The following is a 20,261-nucleotide window of genomic DNA, read 5'->3' on the forward strand; positions in this document are numbered from 1 at the left end:
AAGTGCGAGGACTTTAAGCCGCCCTTAGCTGTACACGTCAAGAGTGGCTTGATCGACGAGGACGCCGCAGAGTGCTGGGGGACGGAATCAGCCACACGCGGTGAGTAATTGAGGAACGGATCAAATCGGCCCTCATCGGCAGCCGGTGAAGGGATTGTCGACGGAGCATGTACGCGGGGTGAACCCTCCCCGGCGCCGATCACCGGCAACCGGGGCGAGCTCTTGGCGCAAACCGGCTCACAGCTTGCCGACGTCCAGGTTGGCGATCGCCGTCTCGGCCACCTCGCGCCCGCGCTCCGTGAAGTCACCCCTGCCCGGGTAGCCGACGGAGAGCTTGTACATGTCGCCGGCGATGGTCTTGTAGTAGAAGATCCGCAGCTCGCGCGGGCGGGGGTTCTGGGTGTCGTCGGTGGTGTAGACGACGGTGTTCTCCGCGGCCTTCTTGCCCTGGTACGTCGTCTCGTCAGGCTTGGTCTTCAGCTTCTCGGCGGGCATGTCCAGCTCGTAGCTGCCGCTCTGCTTGAACTCGCCGTCGTCGTCGTACATCTCGGCGGCCGCGGACCCGGCGATCTCGCTGTTCGTGTCCTCGGCCTTCTTCTCGAGACGCAGGCTGATCCAGATGGCGCCGCTCGCATCGGTGTACGTCACCCAGTGGCCCTTGCCGGTCTCCCGGTCGGGCACGGACTTCTTGTAGCCCTTGGGCACGGACAGCGTCGCGGCCACGTCCTTGACCTGCTCCGTCTTCCAGCCGTCCGGCAGCGGCCCGGCGAAGGGATCCGCGATCACCAGGTACGCCGCCACCGCCGCCGCGACGACCGCGGCACCGAGGCCGAGCAGGGTCTTGCGGCCGAGCCGGATGCCGCCCGCCGCCGTGGCCACGCCACCGGTGACCTGGACGACCTGGGTGGGAGCGGGAGCGGGCGGGTTCGCGGTGCGTTCCAGCAGGTCGCGGACCTGCGCGGCGGTCGGGCGACGGGCCGGGTCCTTCTGGAGCAGGCCGTTGATGGCCTCGGCGAGCGGGCCCTGCGCCGCGGCGGGCGGCGCGGGTGTCGCGTTGAGGACCGACTGCAGGGTCGCCGGGGTGTTGCTGCGGCGGAACGGGGAGACGCCCTCGGTCGCCGCGTACAGGACCACGCCGAGGGACCACAGGTCACTGGACGGACCGGGGCGCTGGCCCAACACCCGCTCCGGGGCGATGTATTCGGGCGAACCGACGAAGCCGCCGGTGTCGGTCAGGTTGGTCTCGCCCTCGATCTGGGCGATGCCGAAGTCGGTGAGGACGACCCGGTCGTGCCGGCCGAGCAGGACGTTGTCCGGCTTGACGTCACGGTGCAGGATGCCGGCGGCGTGCGCGGCCTCCAGCGCGCCCAGCACCTCGAGGCCGATTCTCGCCGCGTCCCGGGCCCCGAGGGTGCCCTCCTGCAACGCGTCGCCCAGCGAACGGCCCTGCACCAGCTCCATGACGATCCACGGCTGGCCGTCCACCACCGCGACATCGTGCACATTCACGACAGAGGGGTGATCGAGCCGGGCCGCCGCACGCGCCTCCCTGCGCATCCGCTCGAAGGCGTTGGCGCGTTCGCGTTCGGGAAGATGGTCCGGTATCCGGGGCTCCTTGACGGCGACCTCGCGGTCCACCGTCTCGTCCTTGGCCCGCCACACCGTCCCCATGCCCCCGTGCCCCAGCTTGGCGAGCAACCGGTAACGACCGGCGATCACGCGACCGGTGCCGGGATCCTGGGCGGGCAGGGCCTGCGGCGGCACGACTTGCGTGGGTGCCGCGTACGGGTTGCCGGGGTGCGGCAGCGCCGCGTGCGGGTTCGGCGGTTGCAGACCAAAACTCGTTGGCTCTTCGGACCCGTAAGGGGCTCCCCCGTTGCTGCTCATGGGTCCATCCATATCGCGCCAAGCGCTTCCGCTTCCACCTCTGATGCTTTCCGGTCACAGACCCGTGACGCAGGCTGTTACTTATCTCCCCTTTATCCATGGTTCGTGCCTTTATCCATGGTTCGTGGGAGTGGAGACGGTTGCGGAGGCGTCGGCGGAGGTGGAGACGGAAGGGCTGGGCGAGGGGGACCTACTACGCGTACCGACAGAGGTCCCCGGCCCCTCCGGCGCCGAACTCGTAGGCACCACACCCCCGTCACCGCCCCCCTCCATCAGCAGCGCTGCCGCCGACACGCCCGCCCCCGCCATCGCGGTGACCAGCATCGCCGTGACCAGGACGCGGCGTATGGAGTACGCGGGGCGCTCCCCCGCGCCGCCCCCTTCCGGCGTACGGCCCGTGTCCAGGAAGTCCCGCAGCATCCGCTCCGCCTCCCCCGCACCGAGCCGCCGCCGGGGATCCCGCTCCAGCAGCCCTCGTACGACGGGCAGGATCGGCGCGGCCTGCGCGGGCGGCCGTATGTCCGCGGAGACCACGGCGTGCAGGATGCCGCCCAACGAGTCGCGCCGGAACGGCGATTCACCGCTCAGGGCCGTGCACAGCAGCGCGCCCAGCGACCACAGGTCGGACGCGGGCCCGGTCCCCGCCCCGGAGATCCGCTCGGGCGCGGTGTACTCGGGCGAGCCGACGAAGGTCCCGGTCTCGGTGAGCGTGCTGGCGCCGGCGACCTGGGCGACGCCGAAGTCGGTGAGGACGACCCGGCCGGGACCGGCGCGGCCGCTGCCGTCCTGGGCTACGCCGTCCCGGGCTACGCCGTCCTCCAGCAGGACGTTGGCCGGCTTGAGGTCACGGTGCAGGACCCCCGCCGCGTGGGCGGCCCGCAGCGCGCCCAGCAGCGCGATGCCGATCCGGGCGGCCTCGGCGACATCGAGCGGACCGTGCTCCGCGATCCGGTCGGCGAGCGAGACGCCGTCGATCAACTCCATGACGATGTACGGGCGCTGGTCGTCCTCGACCACGTCGTGGACGACGATGATGTGCGGGTGGCCCAACCGCGCGACCGCACGCGCCTCGCGCAGGGTGCCTTCGCGCTGCCGACGGGCCTGGTCCTGGGAGAGCGTGTCGTCCAGGGGGAGTTCCTTGACCGCCACCTGCCGGCCGAGCAACCGGTCGGTCGCCCGCCAGACGACCCCCATGCCACCGCGCCCGAGCCGCTCCTCGAGCCGGTAACGGCCCGCGATCACACGGACGTTGTCCCCCTCGGTCCCCATGCGCCTCATGATGCCGCACCGGACGGACCCCTTCCGGGTCGGCGACCGGCCATTCCTCAGGGGCGCCCGTCAGCCGGTCCCCGGCCGCCACCCCTGCAGCACCGTCGTGAACTGCTTGCGCGTCTTCGCCCAGCTCTTGGCCGGCGACGACATGTAGATGGCGTACTCGACACCGTCCCGGGCCACGTACGTCTCCTCGATCGCGCGGCGCGGCCCGGGGAACGGCGCGTCCTTGGCCTGCGCGGTCCACGTGTACTCCCACAGGGAGCCGTCGCGGTCGCGGTAGAGGTTCCTCTCCAGCGTCACCCGCTTGTAGTCGACCAGATCCAGGATCTGCTCCTCCAGGTCGATCTGGTGCGCGTACGGGTCGCTGAAGTCCGGCGACTCGTCGACGGCGATGCGGACGAAGTGCTTGCCGCCGTCGGGTGAGTAGTCGATCTGCTCGATGCCGCCCTTGTTGCTGAAGACCGACCGTTTCCAGCCCTTGGGCAGGGAGAGGCTGAACCCCGCGGGGTCGTCGACGGAGACCCAGGTCTCCGGACCGGAGCCCTCCGGGGCTGTCGTACCCGTGCCGGTGTCGACGGGGCTCGGCACGGCGGTCGCCCCGACGTCGGCCGCCTGCTGCCGCCCCTCGTCCCACCGCTGCACCCACACCGCCGCGCTCCCGCCGATGATCGCGGCGAGGGCGACGACAAGGGCGAGGGTGCGCAGCCGACGGCGCTTGGACGGGGCCGGCGGCGCGGCGGCGGCAGGCTGCGCCGGTCCGCCGACGGGCGTCACACTGGTCGCCCCGGTCGCAGGGGGATACGGCGTCCCGGTGACCGGCGTGCTCCCCCCACCTTGCCCACCACCGTGCGCGCCACCTTGCGTCCCGCCGTACACCCCACCGTGCGTCGCGCCGTACCCCCCGACGCCCGCTCCGGTGTGGGGCCCCGTCCCGTACGGGGATCGGGACCCGACCCCCACGTGCTGCGTCGGCACGTACGCCTGTGCCGCGCTCGGCCGCCGCCCCTCCGCCGCCTCGGCGAGCATCTGCTCGGCCTCGGCCATGTCGGGCCGCAGGGCGGGTTCCTTGTGCAGCAGGGCGGCGATGACCGGCCCGAGCGGACCGGCGTGCCGAGGCTCGGTCGGCTCCTCGTCGACGACCGCCTGCATGGTGGTCAGGGGCGTGGTGCGGCGGAACGGCGATCTGCCCTCGACGGCCGTGTACAGCGTGGCGCCGAGCGCCCACAGGTCGGAGGACGCTCCCGGGTCGTGGCCGCGGATCCGCTCGGGGGCGAGGTAGTCGACCGAGCCGACGATCTCTCCCGTACGGGTGATCGCGGTGTCGCCCTCCACCTGCGCGATGCCGAAGTCGGTGAGCAGGACGCGGCCGTCCCGGCCGAGCAGGACGTTGCCGGGCTTCACGTCGCGGTGCAGGACGCCGGCCGCGTGCGCCGCGCGCAGCGCCCGCAGCACCCACAGTCCGATACGGGCGGCCTCCCGCGGCTCGACCCGTCCCTGCTCCTTGACCGCGTCGGCCAGCGAGTGGCCCTCGACCAGCTCCATCACGATCCACGGCCGGCCGTCGTGGTCGAGCACGTCGTGCACGGTGACGACGGCGGAGTGGTTGATCCGGGCGGCCGCGCGCGCCTCCGCACGGGTGCGGGCGAGGAGGACGGTCCGGTCGCTCTCGGAGACGTAGAGCGCGGCGGTCAGCTCCTTGATCGCGACGGCCCGGTGCAGCACCTCGTCATGGGCACGCCAGACCCGGCCCATGCCGCCCTTGCCTATCGAGTCGGCGAGCCGGTAACGCCCCGCGAGGAGCTGCCCCTGCATCTGATTCACGTTGCCCCGCAATGCTCTTGACAGGGTCAGACTAAGGACCCGTCAGCACCGAAAGGAACCAGGGAAGCGTCAAGGTGACCGCACTGTGACGGTTGTCGCTTCGAGAGGCGAAAGTAAACCAACGGGTAGCCGGAGGCGTCCGTCAGCCGTCCCCTCGTGGCCCGGAGTTCAGCCGGTGACCTGATAGGTCTCCGCCGCCTGCTCGTACAGCCGCGTCACCTCGTCCCGCTCGGCCTCCGGTCCGCGCACCTGCACCACGTGGTACTTCCCGTCGACGAGCATCGCGAGATTGCGTACGAACAGCTCGCGTCCGTCGTCGCCGGTCCAGGTGAACTGCCCCTCGGCCATGGTCCGTCCGCCGACCTGGATCGTCTTCAGCCCGGTCGCGGTGGCCCAGCTGGAGTCGCGGTAGGGCTGCAGCTCGGGCTCCTTCTCCCGCTGGTACACCATGGGATCGCTGCCGTCCTCGGCCGCGCTGTCCCGCCCCGGTACGACGATCAGCTCGAAGTTCCCGTGCGTGTACACGATCTGCCCGCGCCCGTTCTCCGCCGTGCGCTCCCAGCCGTTGGCGACGGCGACCTGGAAGCCCGCCGTGTCCTTGCGCAGGGTGAAGCCGTCGGCGACCTCGGACCCGTCGGTCTGGGTCTGCGTGGAACCGGCGGACGTCGGGGGACTGCCCTCGGACGACCCGGGTGACGTCTGGTCGGGTCGCGGCTCGCTGCTCGCCTCCGGGGACTGCTCGGGCGCACTGCTCGCCCCACCGGCGGCCCCGGCCCGGTCCCCGGCGCCCTGGTCGCCCGGGTCCGCCTTCGGCATGAAGAACATGGCGTACGCGATCGCCCCGGCCAGCACCAGCATGATGAGCAGCAGCAGGGTGCGCCCGAGGCTCCTCGGCGAACGGGCCTCCTCGCGCGCCCGCTTGTGCCGTCCGTGCGCGCTCGTCGCGGGCAGCCCGGCCCGCCGCCTGCGCACCAGTTCGCCCCGACGGCGTATGACGGGCAGCCGGCTGGTGCCGGCGGGTGGTGCGGCGACGACGTGCACGCCGGCCTCCGGCTCGGGCGCCGAACGCACCAGCGAGCGCAGCCAGCCTCGCAGTTCCTCGAAGTCCAGCCGCTCGGTCGGATCCTGCCGCAGCAGCGACTCCACGACGGGCCTCAGCGGCCCGCACTCCTCGGCGAACGCGGGCGGCTCCGCGCACACCAACTGCACCAGCTCCGCCGTCGACTCCTCCGGATACGGCGCATGCCCCTGTACGGCCCTGAACAGCAACGCCCCGAGCGCCCACAGGTCGGTCTGCGGCCCGATCGGCGCCGCCAACTGCCAGTTCTCGTGCACGGGTCCGGCCTGCTCCGGCGCCCATCGCTCCGTCACCGGCCCCACCACGGCCATCCGCGCGTGCCGAGCCCGCTCGGCGGCCAACGCGGTGGCCGGCCCCCGCCGCACGGGCGCCCCCGCGGCCAACTCGTCCCAACGGCTGGGCGAGGGGGCGGAATCACCGGACAGCGTGGGAGCAGGAGAGCCGTGAGAGACGGGGGCCGGAACGCCGTAAGCCGACCGGGCCGGTACACCGGCCGCGGTCGCACCGAGCCCCGCGGACGAAACACCCCCGGCGGACGACGCACCGCCACCGTGCGTCGCACCGGCCGGCGCGCTGACCCCACCGACCCCGCCACGAGGCGCGGCCCCATGCCAGGACGAGGCCCGCACCCCATAGGGGTCCGCGATCTGCCCCGGTGACACACCCCCGCCCGACTCCCGCACCCCGCTCGCACCCGGATACGACGCCTGCGCCGACCCGTTGGCGGCAGGGTGGGGCGGGTACTGCGCACCGTTCGCGGCGCCGTACGGAGGCTGCTGCGCACCGTTCGCGGCGTCGTAGCGAGCCTGCTGCTCCCCCCCGTTGTCGGCACCGTACGCAGGCTGCTGCGCACCGTCCGCGCCGGGGTTCGGCGCCTGCTGTCCACCGTTCGCCGCGAGGTACGGCGACTCCGCCGCCCCGTTGGCGTGTGCGGCGGCCGAGTCGCCCTCGGGCACGGGGCGGGCGCCGGGCAGTGCCGTCCGCCCGCTCTGCTGAGCCTCCTGCACCCGGGCAGCGGCCCGCGCCCCGGCGCGATAGGCGGCGATCGCCCCCGCCCGCGCCGCCCTGATGTCCGTACCGCCGTCGGCATCTCTGCGGGCGACCGCAGCCGAGGTCCCCGACCTGTTCGCGCTCCCCGACTCAGCTCCGGGCGTCGGCAGCCCTTCGGCCTCCCGCGCCTCGATGGCGGCCCGCCGAGCAGCCTCGGGATCTACGCCACCGAAGCCCCCACTACCACCGGCACCAGGGGTGCCACCGGACCCACGGACACCACCGGACCCGACGGGCCCGCCTCCGCCGACTCCACGGCCACCATCGGTCCGGGCAACCACACCGGCTCCGCCGACTCCACGGCCGCCACCGGCACTACGACCACCACCGGACCCGCCGACCCCGCCGATCCCCCCGGCAGCCCCATGAGCCCCAGCAGCCCCAACAGCCCCAGGGGCCCCGGCGTGACCCGCGCGCCCCACTCCACCCGCGTCCCGGGGCCCCCCAGCCACCCCACGCCCACGGGACCCTCCGGCCTTCGCCGCGTCACCGAGCTCCCCGCCCTCGGCGCCCCACTCCGCCGCCTCGGCCGGCACCGGGTCGTACCCGCACAGTGCTTCCTCCGCCGCTCCGACCGCGAGGCCGGTCAGCATCACGCGGCCGTCGTCGCAGACGAGTACGGTGCGGGCGGTGATGTTCCGGTGCACCCAGCCGTGCGCGTGCAGCACCCGCAGTGCCATGAGGACGTCGGAGGCGACCTCGGCCGCCCGGTACGGCGTGAGCGGCTTCTCCGCGAGCAGCGCCGCGAGCGGCCGCGCGGGCACGAACTCGCTCACTATCCACAGCGAACCGCCGTCGGCGAACACGTCGAAGACCTGGTCGAGCCGAGGGTGATCGGGAATCCGGGCCGCCGCCTGAGCCGCCTCGACGGCCCGCCGTACGGCCGGATCAGCCGGCCGCCGCGCCGCCGCACCCGTCGGAGCGCGCCGCGCCCCCCGCCCCCGGGCCGCCTGCGGATCCCGCGCCGTGAACCCGTCCGGCAGACCCTCCGCGTCGAGCACCTCCGCCTCGACGACCTCGGGCAACGGCACCTGCCGGACCAGGACTTCCTGCCCGCTGTAGGTGTCGAAGGCGCGGGACTCGGTGAGTTCGTACTCGTCGGCGGGTGGCAACGGCAGGCGGTAGCGGTCGGCGAGCACCCGACCCGCATAGTCGTCCACGTTGCCTCCCCCGGCCGCCCGGTTGGTCAATTCCGTTCGCCTCGCGGCCCGTTCTGTACGCAAACCTGGATGCGTACGGTCCGCAAGCACTCACGATACGTGCCGGAGGCAACTCGCAAAGAGGGGATTCGAGATCTCACGCCTCAAACAAGAAACCGAACAGGTTGTCGATCACCCTCATGCCGCCTCACGACTTCGCCTGGAACGTGTTCGTCAGCGTCTGCCAGGTGCTCCTGCGCAGTTCGGTGTTCCACTCGGCAGCCTTCGCCGTGTACATCAGCGCGTACCCGAGATGGTCGTTGACGACGAACCCCCGGTCGATCGTCCGGTACTTCGTGCCACCCTCCGAGTAGGTGAACTCCCAGTCAGCCGTGTTCCAGCCGCGGTAGTCCACCTCCGCTATTCGGATCCTCTTGTACTGGGAGCGCGTCATGTAGCGCTCCTGGCTCTTCCAGTCCGCCACCGGGTCGCCCTGCGGCGTGGACGTCCAGGCCACGAGCAGTTTCTGTCCGTCCGGCCCGGTGAAACGGTCCCCCGCCGACCCCGTCAACTGGAACTTCCACCCCGCGGGCAGCCCGATCGAGTACCCCTGACTCCCCTTGTACGTCGTCTCCGCCGCGTTGCCGTCACCGGAACCGGACGAGCCGTCGCCCGAGCCACTGCCCCCGGACGCGCTCACGTCGGCACTCTGCGTGCTCCCGGCCCCCGGACCCGTCGCCGCGGACTCGGTCGCCGAGGCGTCCGCACGGGTACCGCCGCTCACGTCCTCCTTCGTGTCGGCACTCGCGCTCGCACTGGCCGACACCTTGCCGCCAGTGCCCTTGGCCCCGTCCGAGCCCTCGTCGTCACCGAGGGTGAGGGCCAGCACGGTGCCGATCACGGCGAGCGCCACGACCACCGCGATGATCACCAGCGTCCGCCGCGGCACCACATCGGTGAGCGGCGCCCGCGGCACGGGCCGCGGCGGCAGATCCGGCGGCGTCATCACGGGCCACCCGGAACTACGCCCACCCGTCGACGCGTCGGCACCCGTGCCGGCCGCGGCCGCACCGGCCCCCTGCGCACTCCGGTCCCGAGGACCGGGCACCCCACCGGAAGCCGAGCCCGCCGCCGAGCCCGAGCCCGCCGCCCCACTCGACGCGGCGTTCCCCGAGGAGCCGGCCGCACCGGCACCCGAAACGCCCGTACCGCCACCGGCCCCAGAGCTCGCCGTACCACCACCGGCCCCGGTTCCGGCGGTTCGGCCACCCGCCCCGGCTCCCGACGTACCCGACGCACCACCAACGGATCCGGGGCCAGCAGTCCCGCTGCCACCCGAGCCCGAAGTGGCCGTACCCTCCTCGGACTTGGTCCGGGACGCGGCCGCGGAGGAAGCCACGGCACCCGCCGCCCCGGCGGCCTTCCGCACGGAGCGCAAGGCCCCGCGCAACCGCTCGCCCGCCTCCTCGCCCCGCTTGCCCCGGTCCGCCCGCTCGTCGGGCTGCGGGGGCAGCGGCACGACCTTCGTCGCGTCCGGAGCCGGCTCCGGCTCGGCCGGCTTCGGCTCGGGTGCCTGGATCACGGCGTTGAGCATCGCCCGCGCGCCCGCGTCGTCGAGCCGCTTGGCGGGATCCTTGTTGAGCAGGCCGTAGATGACGTCCTTCAACGGCCCGGCGTTCTTCGGCTCCTCCAGCGGCTCGGTCATCACCGCGGTGAGGGTCGCGATCGCCGACCCCTTGTCGTACGGCGGCGCCCCCTCGACCGACGCGTACAGCAGCCCGCCCAGCGACCACAGGTCGGCCGCCGGTCCCGGCTTGTGCCCACGGGCCCGCTCCGGGGAGATGTAGGAGGGCGCGCCGACGAGCATGCCGGTCGAGGTGATGGACGGGTCGCCCTCGACCTGGGCGATGCCGAAGTCGGTGAGCACGACCCGGCCGTCGTCGGAGATCAGCACGTTCGACGGCTTCACGTCACGGTGCAGGATGCCCTCGCGGTGCGCGGACCGCAGGACGTCGAGGACCGCCAGACCGACCTCCGCGGCGCGCCTGGGCTCCAGCAGGCCGTCCTCCCGGATGACCTCGGCGAGCGACTTGCCCTCGACGAGCTCCATCACGATCCACGGCCGGTCGTCCTCGTCGACCACGTCGAAGACCGTCACCGCGCTTTTGTTGCGGATCCGCGCGATCGCCTTGGCCTCGCGCAGCGTGCGCGTGATCAGCCGTCGCTTCTCGTCCTCGTCGATGTTCGACGGGAACCGCAGCTCCTTGACGGCGACCGTCCGCCCCAGGGTCTCGTCCTCGGCGCGCCACACCGTGCCCATGCCACCGCGGCCGAGCACCCCTCCCAGCCGGTACCGCCCTGCGAGGAGACGCTCGTGGTTGTCCTGACGAGTCTCCTGACGGGATGTCCCCGCCCGCTCCGCCTCCGACATGCGTCCCCTCATGCAACCCGCCCTGACAGAGCCTCCATTGTCCCTCACCCGACAAGTGCCCAACGCCCAGGGTGCCCCTGACCGCACCTGTGGCCTTCACACGGTGCCCCGGTGAACCTCCTGTTCCACCGCCCTGCATGATGGGCCGCGACAAGGGAGGACACGAGCGATGCCACCGCTACGGACGCTGTCGGCCCTGCCCCTGTGCCTGGTCCTGCTCGCCCTGGGTTCCGCGGCCTCCTCGGCACCCACCGCCCCGCCCACGGACGCCGTCCTTCCGCTGCTGGTCACACGGGGTGGCGCCCCCGCCGCGGCTCTGCTGGCCCGCGAGGAGACGGGCACCCGTTACGTCCAGAGCGGTCCGGGCATCGCCCGCGCTCAGCACTTCCGGGCCGGCAGCATCACGAAGACCTTCATCGCGACGGTCGTTCTGCAACTGGCCGCCGAACACCGGCTGAAACTGTCCGACACCGTGGAGCAGCACCTGCCCGGTCTGGTGCGGGGAGCGGGCAACGACGGCCGCGCGCTGACCCTGCGCGCCCTGCTCACCCACACCAGCGGCCTGTACGACTTCACCGCGGACACCGGCGGCGTCGTCCCCGTCGCCCCTCTTCAAGCCGTACGCATCGCACTCACCCATCCCCCGGCCGACCCCGGCCGCTACTCCTACTCGAACACCAACTACGTCCTGCTCGGCCTGGTCGTCAAGCAGGTCACCGGCCGCTCGTACGCCGCCGAGGCCGAGCGCCGCGTCATCGCTCCGCTGGGTCTGACGGGCACCTCCTTCCCTGGCTCTCGCCCGACTCTCCCCTCCCCGCACGGCCGCGCCTACGCCGCCGACGGAACCGACGTCACCGAACTCGACCCGCGGGTGGCCGGCGCCGCGGGGGAGCTGGTGACCACGCTCGCCGACCTGGACCGCTTCTACGCCGCCCTGCTCGGCGGCCGGCTTCTGCCCCCGCACTGGCTGCGCGAGATGCTCGACACCCGCACCGCACACGGCTCGTACGGCATGGGCCTCTACCCGGTGAAGCTGCCGTGCGGCACGACGGTGTGGGGGCACAACGGCCGCATCACCGGCAGCTACGTGCGCACCGCAGCCACGGTGGGCGGCCGTCGTGTCCTCACCTTCCGCGTGAACACGACGGCGATGGCAGATCCCGGCCTCGAACCCCGGCTGCTCGCCGCCGAGTTCTGCCCCCGCACCTCGTAGAACGGCCGGGTTCCGAACGAAGATCCCGGTTAGCGACACCCGTTCGGGTGACATGGGCGCGGTGGGCCGGGGCTCAGTCACCCCAGCCGGAAGCCCTACAGCGGCACGATGTCCGGCGCCCCCAGCCGCGCCGCGTCCGCCGTCAGGTCGTCCGGCTGGCGCTGCGACTCCCGCTCCGCCTCCACCCGCTTCTCGTAGTGCTCGACCTCGCGCTCGATCTGGTCCTTGTCCCAGCCGAGCACCGGCGCCATCAGTTCGGCGGCCTCGCGGGCGCTGCGGGTGCCCCGGTCGAAGGTCTCGATGGAGATGCGGGTGCGCCGGGTCAGCACGTCGTCCAGGTGCCGCGCACCCTCGTGCGAGGCGGCGTACACGATCTCGGCGCGCAGATAGTCGTCGGCCGCATGGAGGGGTTCGCCGAGCGAGGTGTCCGAGGCGATGAGGTCGAGCACCTCCTCCGCCATCGCGCCGTACCGATTCAGCAGGTGTTCCACGCGCACCGTGTGAAGCCCTGTCCGCGCGGCGATCCGCGCTCGCGCGTTCCACAGCGCCCGATACCCCTCGGCGCCGAGCAGCGGTACGTCCTCCGTCACGCACTCGGCGACGCGCATGTCGAGCCCGTGCACCGCCTCGTCCACCGCGTCCTTGGCCATCACCCGGTACGTCGTGTACTTGCCGCCTGCCACCACCACGAGCCCGGGTGCCGGATGCGCCACGGTGTGTTCGCGCGACAGCTTGCTGGTGGCGTCCGACTCGCCGGCCAGCAGGGGCCTCAGGCCCGCGTACACGCCCTGGACGTCGTCCCTGGTCAGCGGCACCGAGAGCACCGAGTTGACGTGCTCGAGGAGGTAGTCGATGTCGGCGCTGGACGCGGCCGGGTGGGCCTTGTCGAGGTCCCAGTCGGTGTCCGTCGTACCGATGATCCAGTGGCGGCCCCACGGGATGACGAACAGGACGGACTTCTCGGTGCGCAGGATCAGGCCGCTCGAGGAGGTGATCCGGTCCTTGGGCACGACCAGGTGGATGCCCTTGGACGCCCGCACGTGGAACTGCCCGCGCTCTCCCACCATCGCCTGGGTGTCGTCGGTCCACACACCGGTCGCGTTCACGACCTGCTTGGCGCGGACCTCGTACTCCCCGCCCGCCTCGACGTCCTGCACCCGGGCGCCGACAACACGCTCGCCCTCGCGCAGGAATCCGGTCACGCGCGCGCGGTTGGCGACCTTCCCGCCGTAGGCCGCCGCCGTACGCACCAGGGTCGCCACGAAGCGGGCGTCGTCCATCTGGGCGTCGTAGTACTGCAAGGCGCCGACCAGCGCGTCCTTCTTCAAGGCGGGCGCGACCCGCAGGGCGTGACGGCGGCTCAGATGCCGGTGTACGGGCAGGCCCCGGCCGTGTCCGCGGGCCATCGACATGCCGTCGTAGAGAGCGACGCCCGACCCGGCGTACAGCCGCTCCCAGCCCCGGTGCTGAAGCGGGTACAGGAAGGGCACCGGCTTGACCAGATGCGGCGCGAGCCGCTCCAGCAGCAGGCCGCGCTCCTTCAGCGCCTCGCGGACGAGGGCGAAGTCGAGCATCTCCAGATAGCGCAGGCCGCCGTGGATCAGCTTGCTGGACCTGCTCGACGTGCCCGACGCCCAGTCACGCGCCTCGACCAGGCCGACGGACAGGCCCCGGGTCACGGCGTCGAGCGCGGTGCCCGCGCCGACCACTCCCGCGCCCACCACCAGCACGTCCAGCTCGCGCTCGGCCATTGATGCGAGTGACTCGGCGCGTTGCGCCGGGCCCAGTGTCGCTGTCCTCACCGCTGCCTCCCGCTGTCGGTCGTGCCGGTGTCACCCCTGAGGAGTGGCCCGGTTCGTTTCCCCCATGCCCAAATTCTGACCGGCTTGCCCGAGTTCAGCCACCAGTGGCCCCCAGCCTGTGGACAACTTTCACGGACCCGCGGAACAACACTCACCGACCGACGCAAAGACACACGCCACCAATCCCGCATATCGGTCATATTTACTCCTAGTCTGACATTGCGCTCGCCCATCCTGTCCACAGGGCTTGCGCACCTGTCCCGCTTCGGTTACTGGGAAGGACGGCCCACGCCATGCCCGCAGATCTCGCCGTGATCGGACTCGGCCCCTACGGACTGCCCCTGGCCCAGGCCGCCGTCGCCGCCGGCATCCCCACGCTCGGCTACCGCACCGGCCCCGAGGCCGGCTCCCTCAGCCCCGCCGAACTGCGCCGGATGCTCTCGGGGGGCTTCCGGCCGACCACCTCCCCCGCCGAACTCGGCCGGGTACGCACCGCCGTCATCTGCTCCCCCACCCCACGGGGAGCGGACGGCGGACTCGACCTCACCCAGGTGGAGGCGGCCGCCCGCACCCTGGCCGCACACCTGCGCCCGCACACCACGGTCATCCTTGAGTCGCCCGTCCAGCCGGGCACCACGGAGGACTTCCTGCGCCCTCTCCTCGAAGAAGGCTCCGGGCTGCGCGCGGGCCGCGACTTCCACCTCGCCTACTCCCCCAGCCGCGTCGACCCCGGCAACCGCGACTTCACCCCGGCCACCACCCCCAAGGTGATCGGCGGCCTCACTCCCGCCTGCACCGAGTCCGCCGCCGCCTTCTACGGCCGTCTCACCGACAAGGTGGTACGCGCGCGTGGACCGCGCGAAGCGGAGACCGTGCAGCTCCTGGAGACCAACTACCGGCACGTCAACATCGCCCTCGTCAACGAAATGGCCGTCCTGTGCCACGACTTGGGCGTCGACCTCTGGGACGTCATCCGCTGCGCGGAGACCAAGCCGTTCGGCTTCCAGGCCTTCCGCCCCGGCCCCGGCGTCGGCGGCCACGCCGTCCCCCAGGACCTCACCGCCCAGGCCGGCCGCACCCTGCGCATGGTCGAACTCGCCCAGCAGGTCAACCACCAGATGCCGCGATACGTCATCCAGCGCGCCGCCGCCCTCCTCAACGAGCACGGCAAGTCGGCGCGCGGCGCCCGCGTCCTCCTCCTCGGCGTCACTTACAAGGCCGACCTCGCCGACCAGCAGTCCACGCCCGCCCAGGAGATCGCGACCCGCCTGATGGAGCTCGGCGCCTCCGTCAGCTACCACGACCCGCACATCCCGTCCTGGAACGTCCTGGACCGCCCGGTGCCCCGCGCGGACTCCCTCTACGAGGCCGCCGCCGACGCCGACCTGACGATCCTCCTCCAGCAGCACCGCACGTACGACCTCCAGGGCCTGTCCGTGAAGGCCCAGCTGCTGCTGGACACGCGGGGGGCCACGCCTACGGGGGCGGCGCATCGGTTGTGAAGCGGGGCGCGCGGGGAGAACCGGGCTCCGGGGGCTGGTGGCGTGCGGCAGGGCTCGCCGGTAACGTACGAAGCAGGTGGAGCCCACCGCAGCGGCTACTGCGGCAGGCTCCTGATGGATCACGGGTGTCCGCCCCTAGGTTACGTGGGGGCGGCCGCCCACCATCAGAAATGGGTGGAGCCCACCGCAGTGGCCACTGCGGCAGGCTCCTGATGGATCACGGGTGTCCGCCCCTAGGTCTCATGGGGGCGGCCGCTCACCATCCGAAAATCCGCAAGATCCACCTCCTCCGGCACTTCACCGTCCACAGACGGATCCGATCCCAGCGAGTGGGCTTGCGGTGGCGTCCCATGGGCGCCCCCTTCCACGACACCGCCCAGTAGCCCGGTGGACGGTCCGTTGGAACTCGGGCCGGGCCCCGACGGCCGGGGTCCGGAACGATGTCCTTGGAAGGGGGCGCTCCAGAAACCTGGGGCGCCGACAGGGACGCTACCGCCCGCGACCCCGCTGACCGGCCCGTATTCGCCCCGAAGGCAACCGTGCGCCCCCTCACCGCACCTCACGCCCCCGGGCCCGCCCGGACATGCAAAAGGGGCCGGTCACCGAATACAGGCGACCGGCCCCTTCCCGTCCTACGGCGACTACCGCCGATGCACCGAATCCGCCACCGTCACCTCAACGCGCTGGAACTCCTTCAGCTCGCTGTACCCGGTCGTGGCCATGGCCCGCCGCAGCGCCCCGAAGAAGTTCATCGAGCCGTCCGGGGTGTGGGACGGGCCCGCGAGGACCTCCTCGAGGGTGCCGACCGTGCCGAGGTCGACCTTCTTGCCGCGCGGCAGCTCCTCGTTCACCGCCTCCATGCCCCAGTGGTGGCCCTTGCCGGGCGCGTCCGTGGCGCGGGCCAGCGGGGAGCCCATCATCACCGCGTCGGCGCCGCAGGCGATCGCCTTGGGCAGGTCACCGGACCAGCCGACACCGCCGTCGGCGATCACGTGCACGTACCGGCCGCCGGACTCGTCCATGTAGTCACGGCGGGCAGCCGCCACGTCCGCGACCGCCGTCGCCATCGGGACCTGGATGCCCAGCACGTTGCGCGTGGTGTGCGCCGCGCCGCCGCCGAAGCCGACCAGGACGCCGGCCGCGCCGGTGCGCATCAGATGCAGGGCCGCGGTGTACGTGGCGCAGCCGCCGACGATCACCGGGACATCGAGCTCGTAGATGAACTGCTTCAGGTTCAGCGGCTCGTGCGAACCGGAGACGTGCTCCGCCGAGACCGTCGTACCGCGGATGACGAAGATGTCCACGCCCGCGTCCACGACCACCTTGGAGAACTCGGCGGTGCGCTGCGGGGAGAGGGCGGCGGCGGTGACGACGCCCGAGTCGCGCACCTCCTTGAGGCGCTGCCCGATCAGCTCCTCCTTGATGGGAGCGGCGTAGATCTCCTGGAGGCGGCGGGTCGCGGCCTCGACCGGCAGGCCGACGATCTCGTCCAGCAGCGGCTGCGGGTCCTCGTGCCGTGTCCACAGGCCCTCGAGGTTCAGCACGCCGAGGCCGCCGAGCTCACCGATGCGGATCGCGGTGGCCGGGGAGACGACCGAGTCCATGGGGGCGGCCAGGAACGGCAGCTCGAATCGGTAGGCGTCGATCTGCCAGGCGATCGAGACCTCCTTCGGGTCCCGCGTACGGCGGCTGGGGACGACGGCGATGTCGTCGAAGGCGTACGCCCGGCGGCCGCGCTTGCCGCGCCCGATCTCGATCTCAGTCACGTGTGTGGCCTTTCCCTGATGCGTTTCAGCGTCTTCCAGTATCGCCGACGGGTACGACAAGGGCGGCCCCGGATGCTCCGGAGCCGCCCTCGGTCTGCTTCACGCGCGCGTGCGGGTCACTTGCTGCGGCTGTAGTTCGGTGCCTCGACGGTCATCTGGATGTCGTGCGGGTGGCTCTCCTTGAGGCCCGCGGAGGTGATCCGGACGAACCGGCCGTTGTCCTGGAGCTCGGGGACGGTCCGGCCGCCGACGTAGAACATCGACTGGCGCAGGCCGCCGACCAGCTGGTGGACGACCGAGGAGAGCGGGCCGCGGTAGGGCACCTGGCCCTCGATGCCCTCGGGGACGAGCTGCTCGTCGGAGGCGACGCCCTCCTGGAAGTAGCGGTCCTTGGAGAAGGACTTGCGGTCACCGCGGGACTGCATGGCACCCAGCGAGCCCATGCCGCGGTACGACTTGAACTGCTTGCCGTTGATGAACATCAGCTCGCCCGGCGACTCCTCGCAGCCCGCGAGCAGCGAGCCCAGCATCACCGTGTCGGCACCCGCGACCAGGGCCTTGGCGATGTCGCCGGAGTACTGCAGGCCGCCGTCGCCGATGACCGGGACGCCGGCCTCCTTGGCGGCGAGGGCCGCCTCGTAGATGGCGGTGACCTGCGGGACGCCGATGCCGGCGACGACACGGGTCGTACAGATGGAGCCGGGGCCCACGCCGACCTTGATGCCGTCGACACCCGCGTCGATGAGCGCCTTGGCGCCGTCACGAGTGGCGATGTTGCCGCCGATGACGTCGACGCCCGTCGAGTTCGACTTGATCTTGGCGACCATGTCGCCGACCAGGCGGGAGTGGCCGTGCGCGGTGTCGACGACGATGAAGTCGGCGCCCGCCTCGATCAGGGCCTGGGCGCGCTCGAAGGCGTCACCGGCCACGCCGACCGCGGCGCCGACCAGCAGACGGCCCTCGCCGTCCTTCGCGGCGTTCGGGTACTTCTCCGCCTTCACGAAGTCCTTGACCGTGATCAGGCCCTTGAGGACGCCCGCGTCGTCGACCAGCGGAAGCTTCTCGATCTTGTGCTTGCGCAGCAGCTCCATGGCCTCGACACCGGAGATGCCGACCTTGCCGGTGACCAGCGGCATCGGCGTCATGACCTCGCGCACCCGGCGGGTGCGGTCGGTCTCGAAGGCCATGTCGCGGTTGGTGACGATGCCGAGCAGCTTCTTGTTGCCGTCGGTCACCGGGACACCGCTGATGCGGAACTTGGCGCACAGGGCGTCGGCCTCGCCGAGCGTGGCGTCCGGGTGAATCGTGATCGGGTCGGCCACCATGCCGGACTCGGAGCGCTTCACCAGGTCGACCTGGTTGGCCTGGTCCTCGATGGAGAGGTTGCGGTGCAGAACGCCGACGCCGCCCTGGCGGGCCATCGCGATCGCCATGCGCGACTCGGTGACCTTGTCCATGGCGGCGGACAGGAGCGGGATGTTGACCCGCACGTTCTTGGAGACGTACGAGGCGGTGTCGATCTCGTCGGGTGCCATGTCCGACGGGCCCGGCAGCAGCAGCACGTCGTCGTAGGTCAGCCCGAGTGTCGCGAATTTTCCGGGCACTCCGTCGACGTTGGCAGTCATGACACCTTCCCCAAATGGCCTTGATCGGTGCGGATGTCCATGCTAACGGGAAGCTCACCTCCCGAATTCCACGGTGCCGGGTGACTCCGGGCTTCGTATGTTCGTACGGACTCCGGTGGACGCCCGTTCATCAGCGGCGGCGCCCGGCGGAGGGCTACTGCTCGGCCAGCGCCCGCAGCCTGCTCAGTGCGCGGTGCTGGGCGACCCGGACCGCTCCGGGTGACATTCCCAACATCTGGCCGGTCTCCTCGGCCGTGAGGCCCACCGCGATCCGCAGCAGCAACAGCTCCCGCTGGTTCTCGGGCAGGTTGGCCAGGAGCTTCTTGGCCCATTCGGCGTCGCTGCTGAGCAGCGCCCGCTCTTCCGGGCCGAGCGAGTCGTCCGGCCGTTCCGGCATCTCGTTCGAGGGGACGGCCGTCGAGCCGGGGTGCCGCATCGCCGCCCGTTGCAGGTCGGCGACCTTGTGCGCGGCGATGGCGAAGACGAACGCCTCGAAGGGGCGGCCGGTGTCCCGGTAGCGCGGCAGAGCGAGGAGGACCGCCACGCAGACTTCCTGGGCGAGGTCCTCGACGAAGTGCCGGGCGTCGCCCGGGAGACGGGACAGACGGGTACGGCAATAGCGCAGCGCCAAGGGGTGGACATGGGCGAGCAGGTCGTGCGTGGCCTGCTCGTCCCCGTCTACGGCGCGGTGGACGAGCGCACCGATCGCCCCTGGGGCAGTGCCCGCCTCGTCGTCGCGCATCGGTCCATGGTGCCTTGGCGGCGTCCGATGCGTGGCATCGCCCTGGTCGTTGTGCACCGAAGCGTTATGAGCAGGTGCGCCGGAACTCATCCCTTGCGCCCTCCCCTCCCGCTCGATCGACTCGTCCCCGAGGAACTCCACACCCTCAAGGATGCGGCATCCGCGCCGAAACGGGCAGCGGGCACCCGGCGGGCCCTGTCGTCACCCCCGCCCACCATGAGGTAGGCGGGGATTTCCGCACCCCCGCTACAACCCACGCGAGGGACCTAGCGCACCAGGCCCCAGCGGAAACCGAGCGCCACGGCGTGCGCGCGGTCCGAGGCGCCGAGCTTCTTGAAGAGCCGTCGGGCGTGGGTCTTGACGGTGTCCTCTGAGAGGAACAGCTCGCGGCCGATCTCGGCGTTCGAGCGGCCGTGGCTCATGCCTTCGAGGACCTGGATCTCGCGCGCGGTGAGCGTCGGCGCGGCGCCCATCTCGGCGGAGCGCAGCCGGCGCGGGGCCAGCCGCCAGGTCGGGTCGGCGAGGGCCTGCGTCACGGTGGCGCGCAACTCGGCGCGCGAGGCGTCCTTGTGCAGGTAGCCGCGGGCGCCGGCGGCGACCGCGAGCGCCACGCCGTCCAGATCCTCGGCGACGGTGAGCATGATGATGCGCGCTCCGGGGTCGGCGGACAGCAGCCGCCGGACGGTCTCGACGCCGCCCAGTCCGGGCATGCGTACGTCCATCAGAATCAGGTCCGAGCGGTCGGCGCCCCAGCGGCGGAGGACTTCCTCGCCGTTGGCCGCGGTCGTCACGCGCTCGACGCCGGGCACGGTCGCGACCGCGCGGCGGAGCGCCTCTCGGGCAAGCGGGGAGTCGTCGCAGACGAGGACGGATGTCATGGCCGTCCTCCGCAGCTGATGCACGTCACCTTGAGCCTCCAGGCTGGTACGA

General features: G+C 71.9%; 12 protein-coding genes. 2 read left to right on the forward strand and 10 right to left on the reverse strand.

Annotated features, from left to right (window positions below; translation table 11 throughout):
* Nucleotides 1-237: 237 nt before the first annotated feature.
* From AC5P09_RS02715 to AC5P09_RS02735, 5 genes are all read right to left on the reverse strand, one after another.
* Nucleotides 238-1,887 carry a serine/threonine-protein kinase gene (locus tag AC5P09_RS02715; protein WP_493872235.1) on the reverse strand — a complete coding sequence of 550 codons (1,650 nt, stop codon included), beginning with the start codon at nucleotides 1,885-1,887 and terminating at the stop codon, nucleotides 238-240.
* A 111-nt stretch (nucleotides 1,888-1,998) separates the two neighbouring features.
* Complete coding sequence (locus tag AC5P09_RS02720; protein WP_493872236.1) at nucleotides 1,999-3,156, reverse strand: serine/threonine-protein kinase; 1,158 nt, start codon at nucleotides 3,154-3,156, stop codon at nucleotides 1,999-2,001.
* A gap of 69 nt (nucleotides 3,157-3,225) precedes the next feature.
* Nucleotides 3,226-4,974 carry a serine/threonine-protein kinase gene (locus AC5P09_RS02725; protein ID WP_493872237.1) on the reverse strand — a complete coding sequence of 583 codons (1,749 nt, stop codon included), beginning with the start codon at nucleotides 4,972-4,974 and terminating at the stop codon, nucleotides 3,226-3,228.
* Nucleotides 4,975-5,151: 177 nt separating this feature from the next.
* The gene (locus AC5P09_RS02730; protein WP_493872238.1) at nucleotides 5,152-8,271 is read right to left on the reverse strand and encodes a serine/threonine kinase C-terminal domain-containing protein; all 3,120 of its coding nucleotides are present in this window, start codon (nucleotides 8,269-8,271) and stop codon (nucleotides 5,152-5,154) included.
* Between the two features lie 187 nt (nucleotides 8,272-8,458).
* Entirely contained in the window at nucleotides 8,459-10,681 is a 2,223-nt protein-coding gene (locus AC5P09_RS02735) for a serine/threonine-protein kinase (RefSeq protein ID WP_493872313.1), read from the reverse strand.
* A gap of 169 nt (nucleotides 10,682-10,850) precedes the next feature.
* Here AC5P09_RS02735 and AC5P09_RS02740 point away from each other — a divergent pair, with 169 nt between their 5' ends.
* The gene (locus AC5P09_RS02740) at nucleotides 10,851-11,894 is read left to right on the forward strand and encodes a serine hydrolase domain-containing protein (RefSeq protein ID WP_493872239.1); all 1,044 of its coding nucleotides are present in this window, start codon (nucleotides 10,851-10,853) and stop codon (nucleotides 11,892-11,894) included.
* A gap of 95 nt (nucleotides 11,895-11,989) precedes the next feature.
* Here AC5P09_RS02740 and AC5P09_RS02745 read toward each other — a convergent pair whose 3' ends face one another.
* Complete coding sequence (locus tag AC5P09_RS02745) at nucleotides 11,990-13,696, reverse strand: glycerol-3-phosphate dehydrogenase/oxidase (protein WP_493872240.1); 1,707 nt, start codon at nucleotides 13,694-13,696, stop codon at nucleotides 11,990-11,992.
* Between the two features lie 293 nt (nucleotides 13,697-13,989).
* On the opposite strand from AC5P09_RS02745, the gene AC5P09_RS02750 reads away from it, so the two are divergent.
* Nucleotides 13,990-15,198 carry a nucleotide sugar dehydrogenase gene (locus AC5P09_RS02750; protein ID WP_493872241.1) on the forward strand — a complete coding sequence of 403 codons (1,209 nt, stop codon included), beginning with the start codon at nucleotides 13,990-13,992 and terminating at the stop codon, nucleotides 15,196-15,198.
* A gap of 641 nt (nucleotides 15,199-15,839) precedes the next feature.
* Here the strand turns inward: AC5P09_RS02750 and AC5P09_RS02755 are convergent.
* From AC5P09_RS02755 to AC5P09_RS02770, 4 genes are all read right to left on the reverse strand, one after another.
* Nucleotides 15,840-16,964 carry a GuaB3 family IMP dehydrogenase-related protein gene (locus AC5P09_RS02755; RefSeq protein ID WP_217235175.1) on the reverse strand — a complete coding sequence of 375 codons (1,125 nt, stop codon included), beginning with the start codon at nucleotides 16,962-16,964 and terminating at the stop codon, nucleotides 15,840-15,842.
* A gap of 116 nt (nucleotides 16,965-17,080) precedes the next feature.
* Nucleotides 17,081-18,589, reverse strand: coding sequence for an IMP dehydrogenase (gene guaB / locus AC5P09_RS02760; protein WP_493872242.1), 1,509 nt, complete (start codon nucleotides 18,587-18,589; stop codon nucleotides 17,081-17,083).
* A gap of 154 nt (nucleotides 18,590-18,743) precedes the next feature.
* Nucleotides 18,744-19,331 (reverse strand): sigma-70 family RNA polymerase sigma factor, encoded by a 588-nt coding sequence (locus tag AC5P09_RS02765; RefSeq protein ID WP_266434900.1) that lies wholly within the window; start codon nucleotides 19,329-19,331, stop codon nucleotides 18,744-18,746.
* Nucleotides 19,332-19,597: 266 nt separating this feature from the next.
* Nucleotides 19,598-20,209: a response regulator transcription factor gene (locus AC5P09_RS02770; protein WP_003948568.1), complete on the reverse strand. Its 612-nt coding sequence runs from the start codon at nucleotides 20,207-20,209 to the stop codon at nucleotides 19,598-19,600.
* Nucleotides 20,210-20,261 lie beyond the last annotated feature (52 nt).

Source organism: Streptomyces sp. a15 (genome assembly GCF_059026085.1).

Excerpts from the sequence above, each read along its gene's own strand:
- AC5P09_RS02715 (WP_493872235.1), bottom strand. The coding sequence starts at position 1,887 with ATGAGCAGCAACGGGGGAGCCCCTTACGGGTCCGAAGAGCCAACGAGT.
- AC5P09_RS02720 (WP_493872236.1), bottom strand. The coding sequence starts at position 3,156 with ATGGGGACCGAGGGGGACAACGTCCGTGTGATCGCGGGCCGTTACCGG.
- AC5P09_RS02725 (WP_493872237.1), bottom strand. The coding sequence starts at position 4,974 with ATGCAGGGGCAGCTCCTCGCGGGGCGTTACCGGCTCGCCGACTCGATA.
- AC5P09_RS02735 (WP_493872313.1), bottom strand. The coding sequence starts at position 10,681 with ATGTCGGAGGCGGAGCGGGCGGGGACATCCCGTCAGGAGACTCGTCAG.
- AC5P09_RS02740 (WP_493872239.1), top strand. The coding sequence starts at position 10,851 with ATGCCACCGCTACGGACGCTGTCGGCCCTGCCCCTGTGCCTGGTCCTG.
- AC5P09_RS02750 (WP_493872241.1), top strand. The coding sequence starts at position 13,990 with ATGCCCGCAGATCTCGCCGTGATCGGACTCGGCCCCTACGGACTGCCC.
- guaB (WP_493872242.1), bottom strand. The coding sequence starts at position 18,589 with ATGACTGCCAACGTCGACGGAGTGCCCGGAAAATTCGCGACACTCGGG.
- AC5P09_RS02765 (WP_266434900.1), bottom strand. The coding sequence starts at position 19,331 with ATGCGCGACGACGAGGCGGGCACTGCCCCAGGGGCGATCGGTGCGCTC.
- AC5P09_RS02770 (WP_003948568.1), bottom strand. The coding sequence starts at position 20,209 with ATGACATCCGTCCTCGTCTGCGACGACTCCCCGCTTGCCCGAGAGGCG.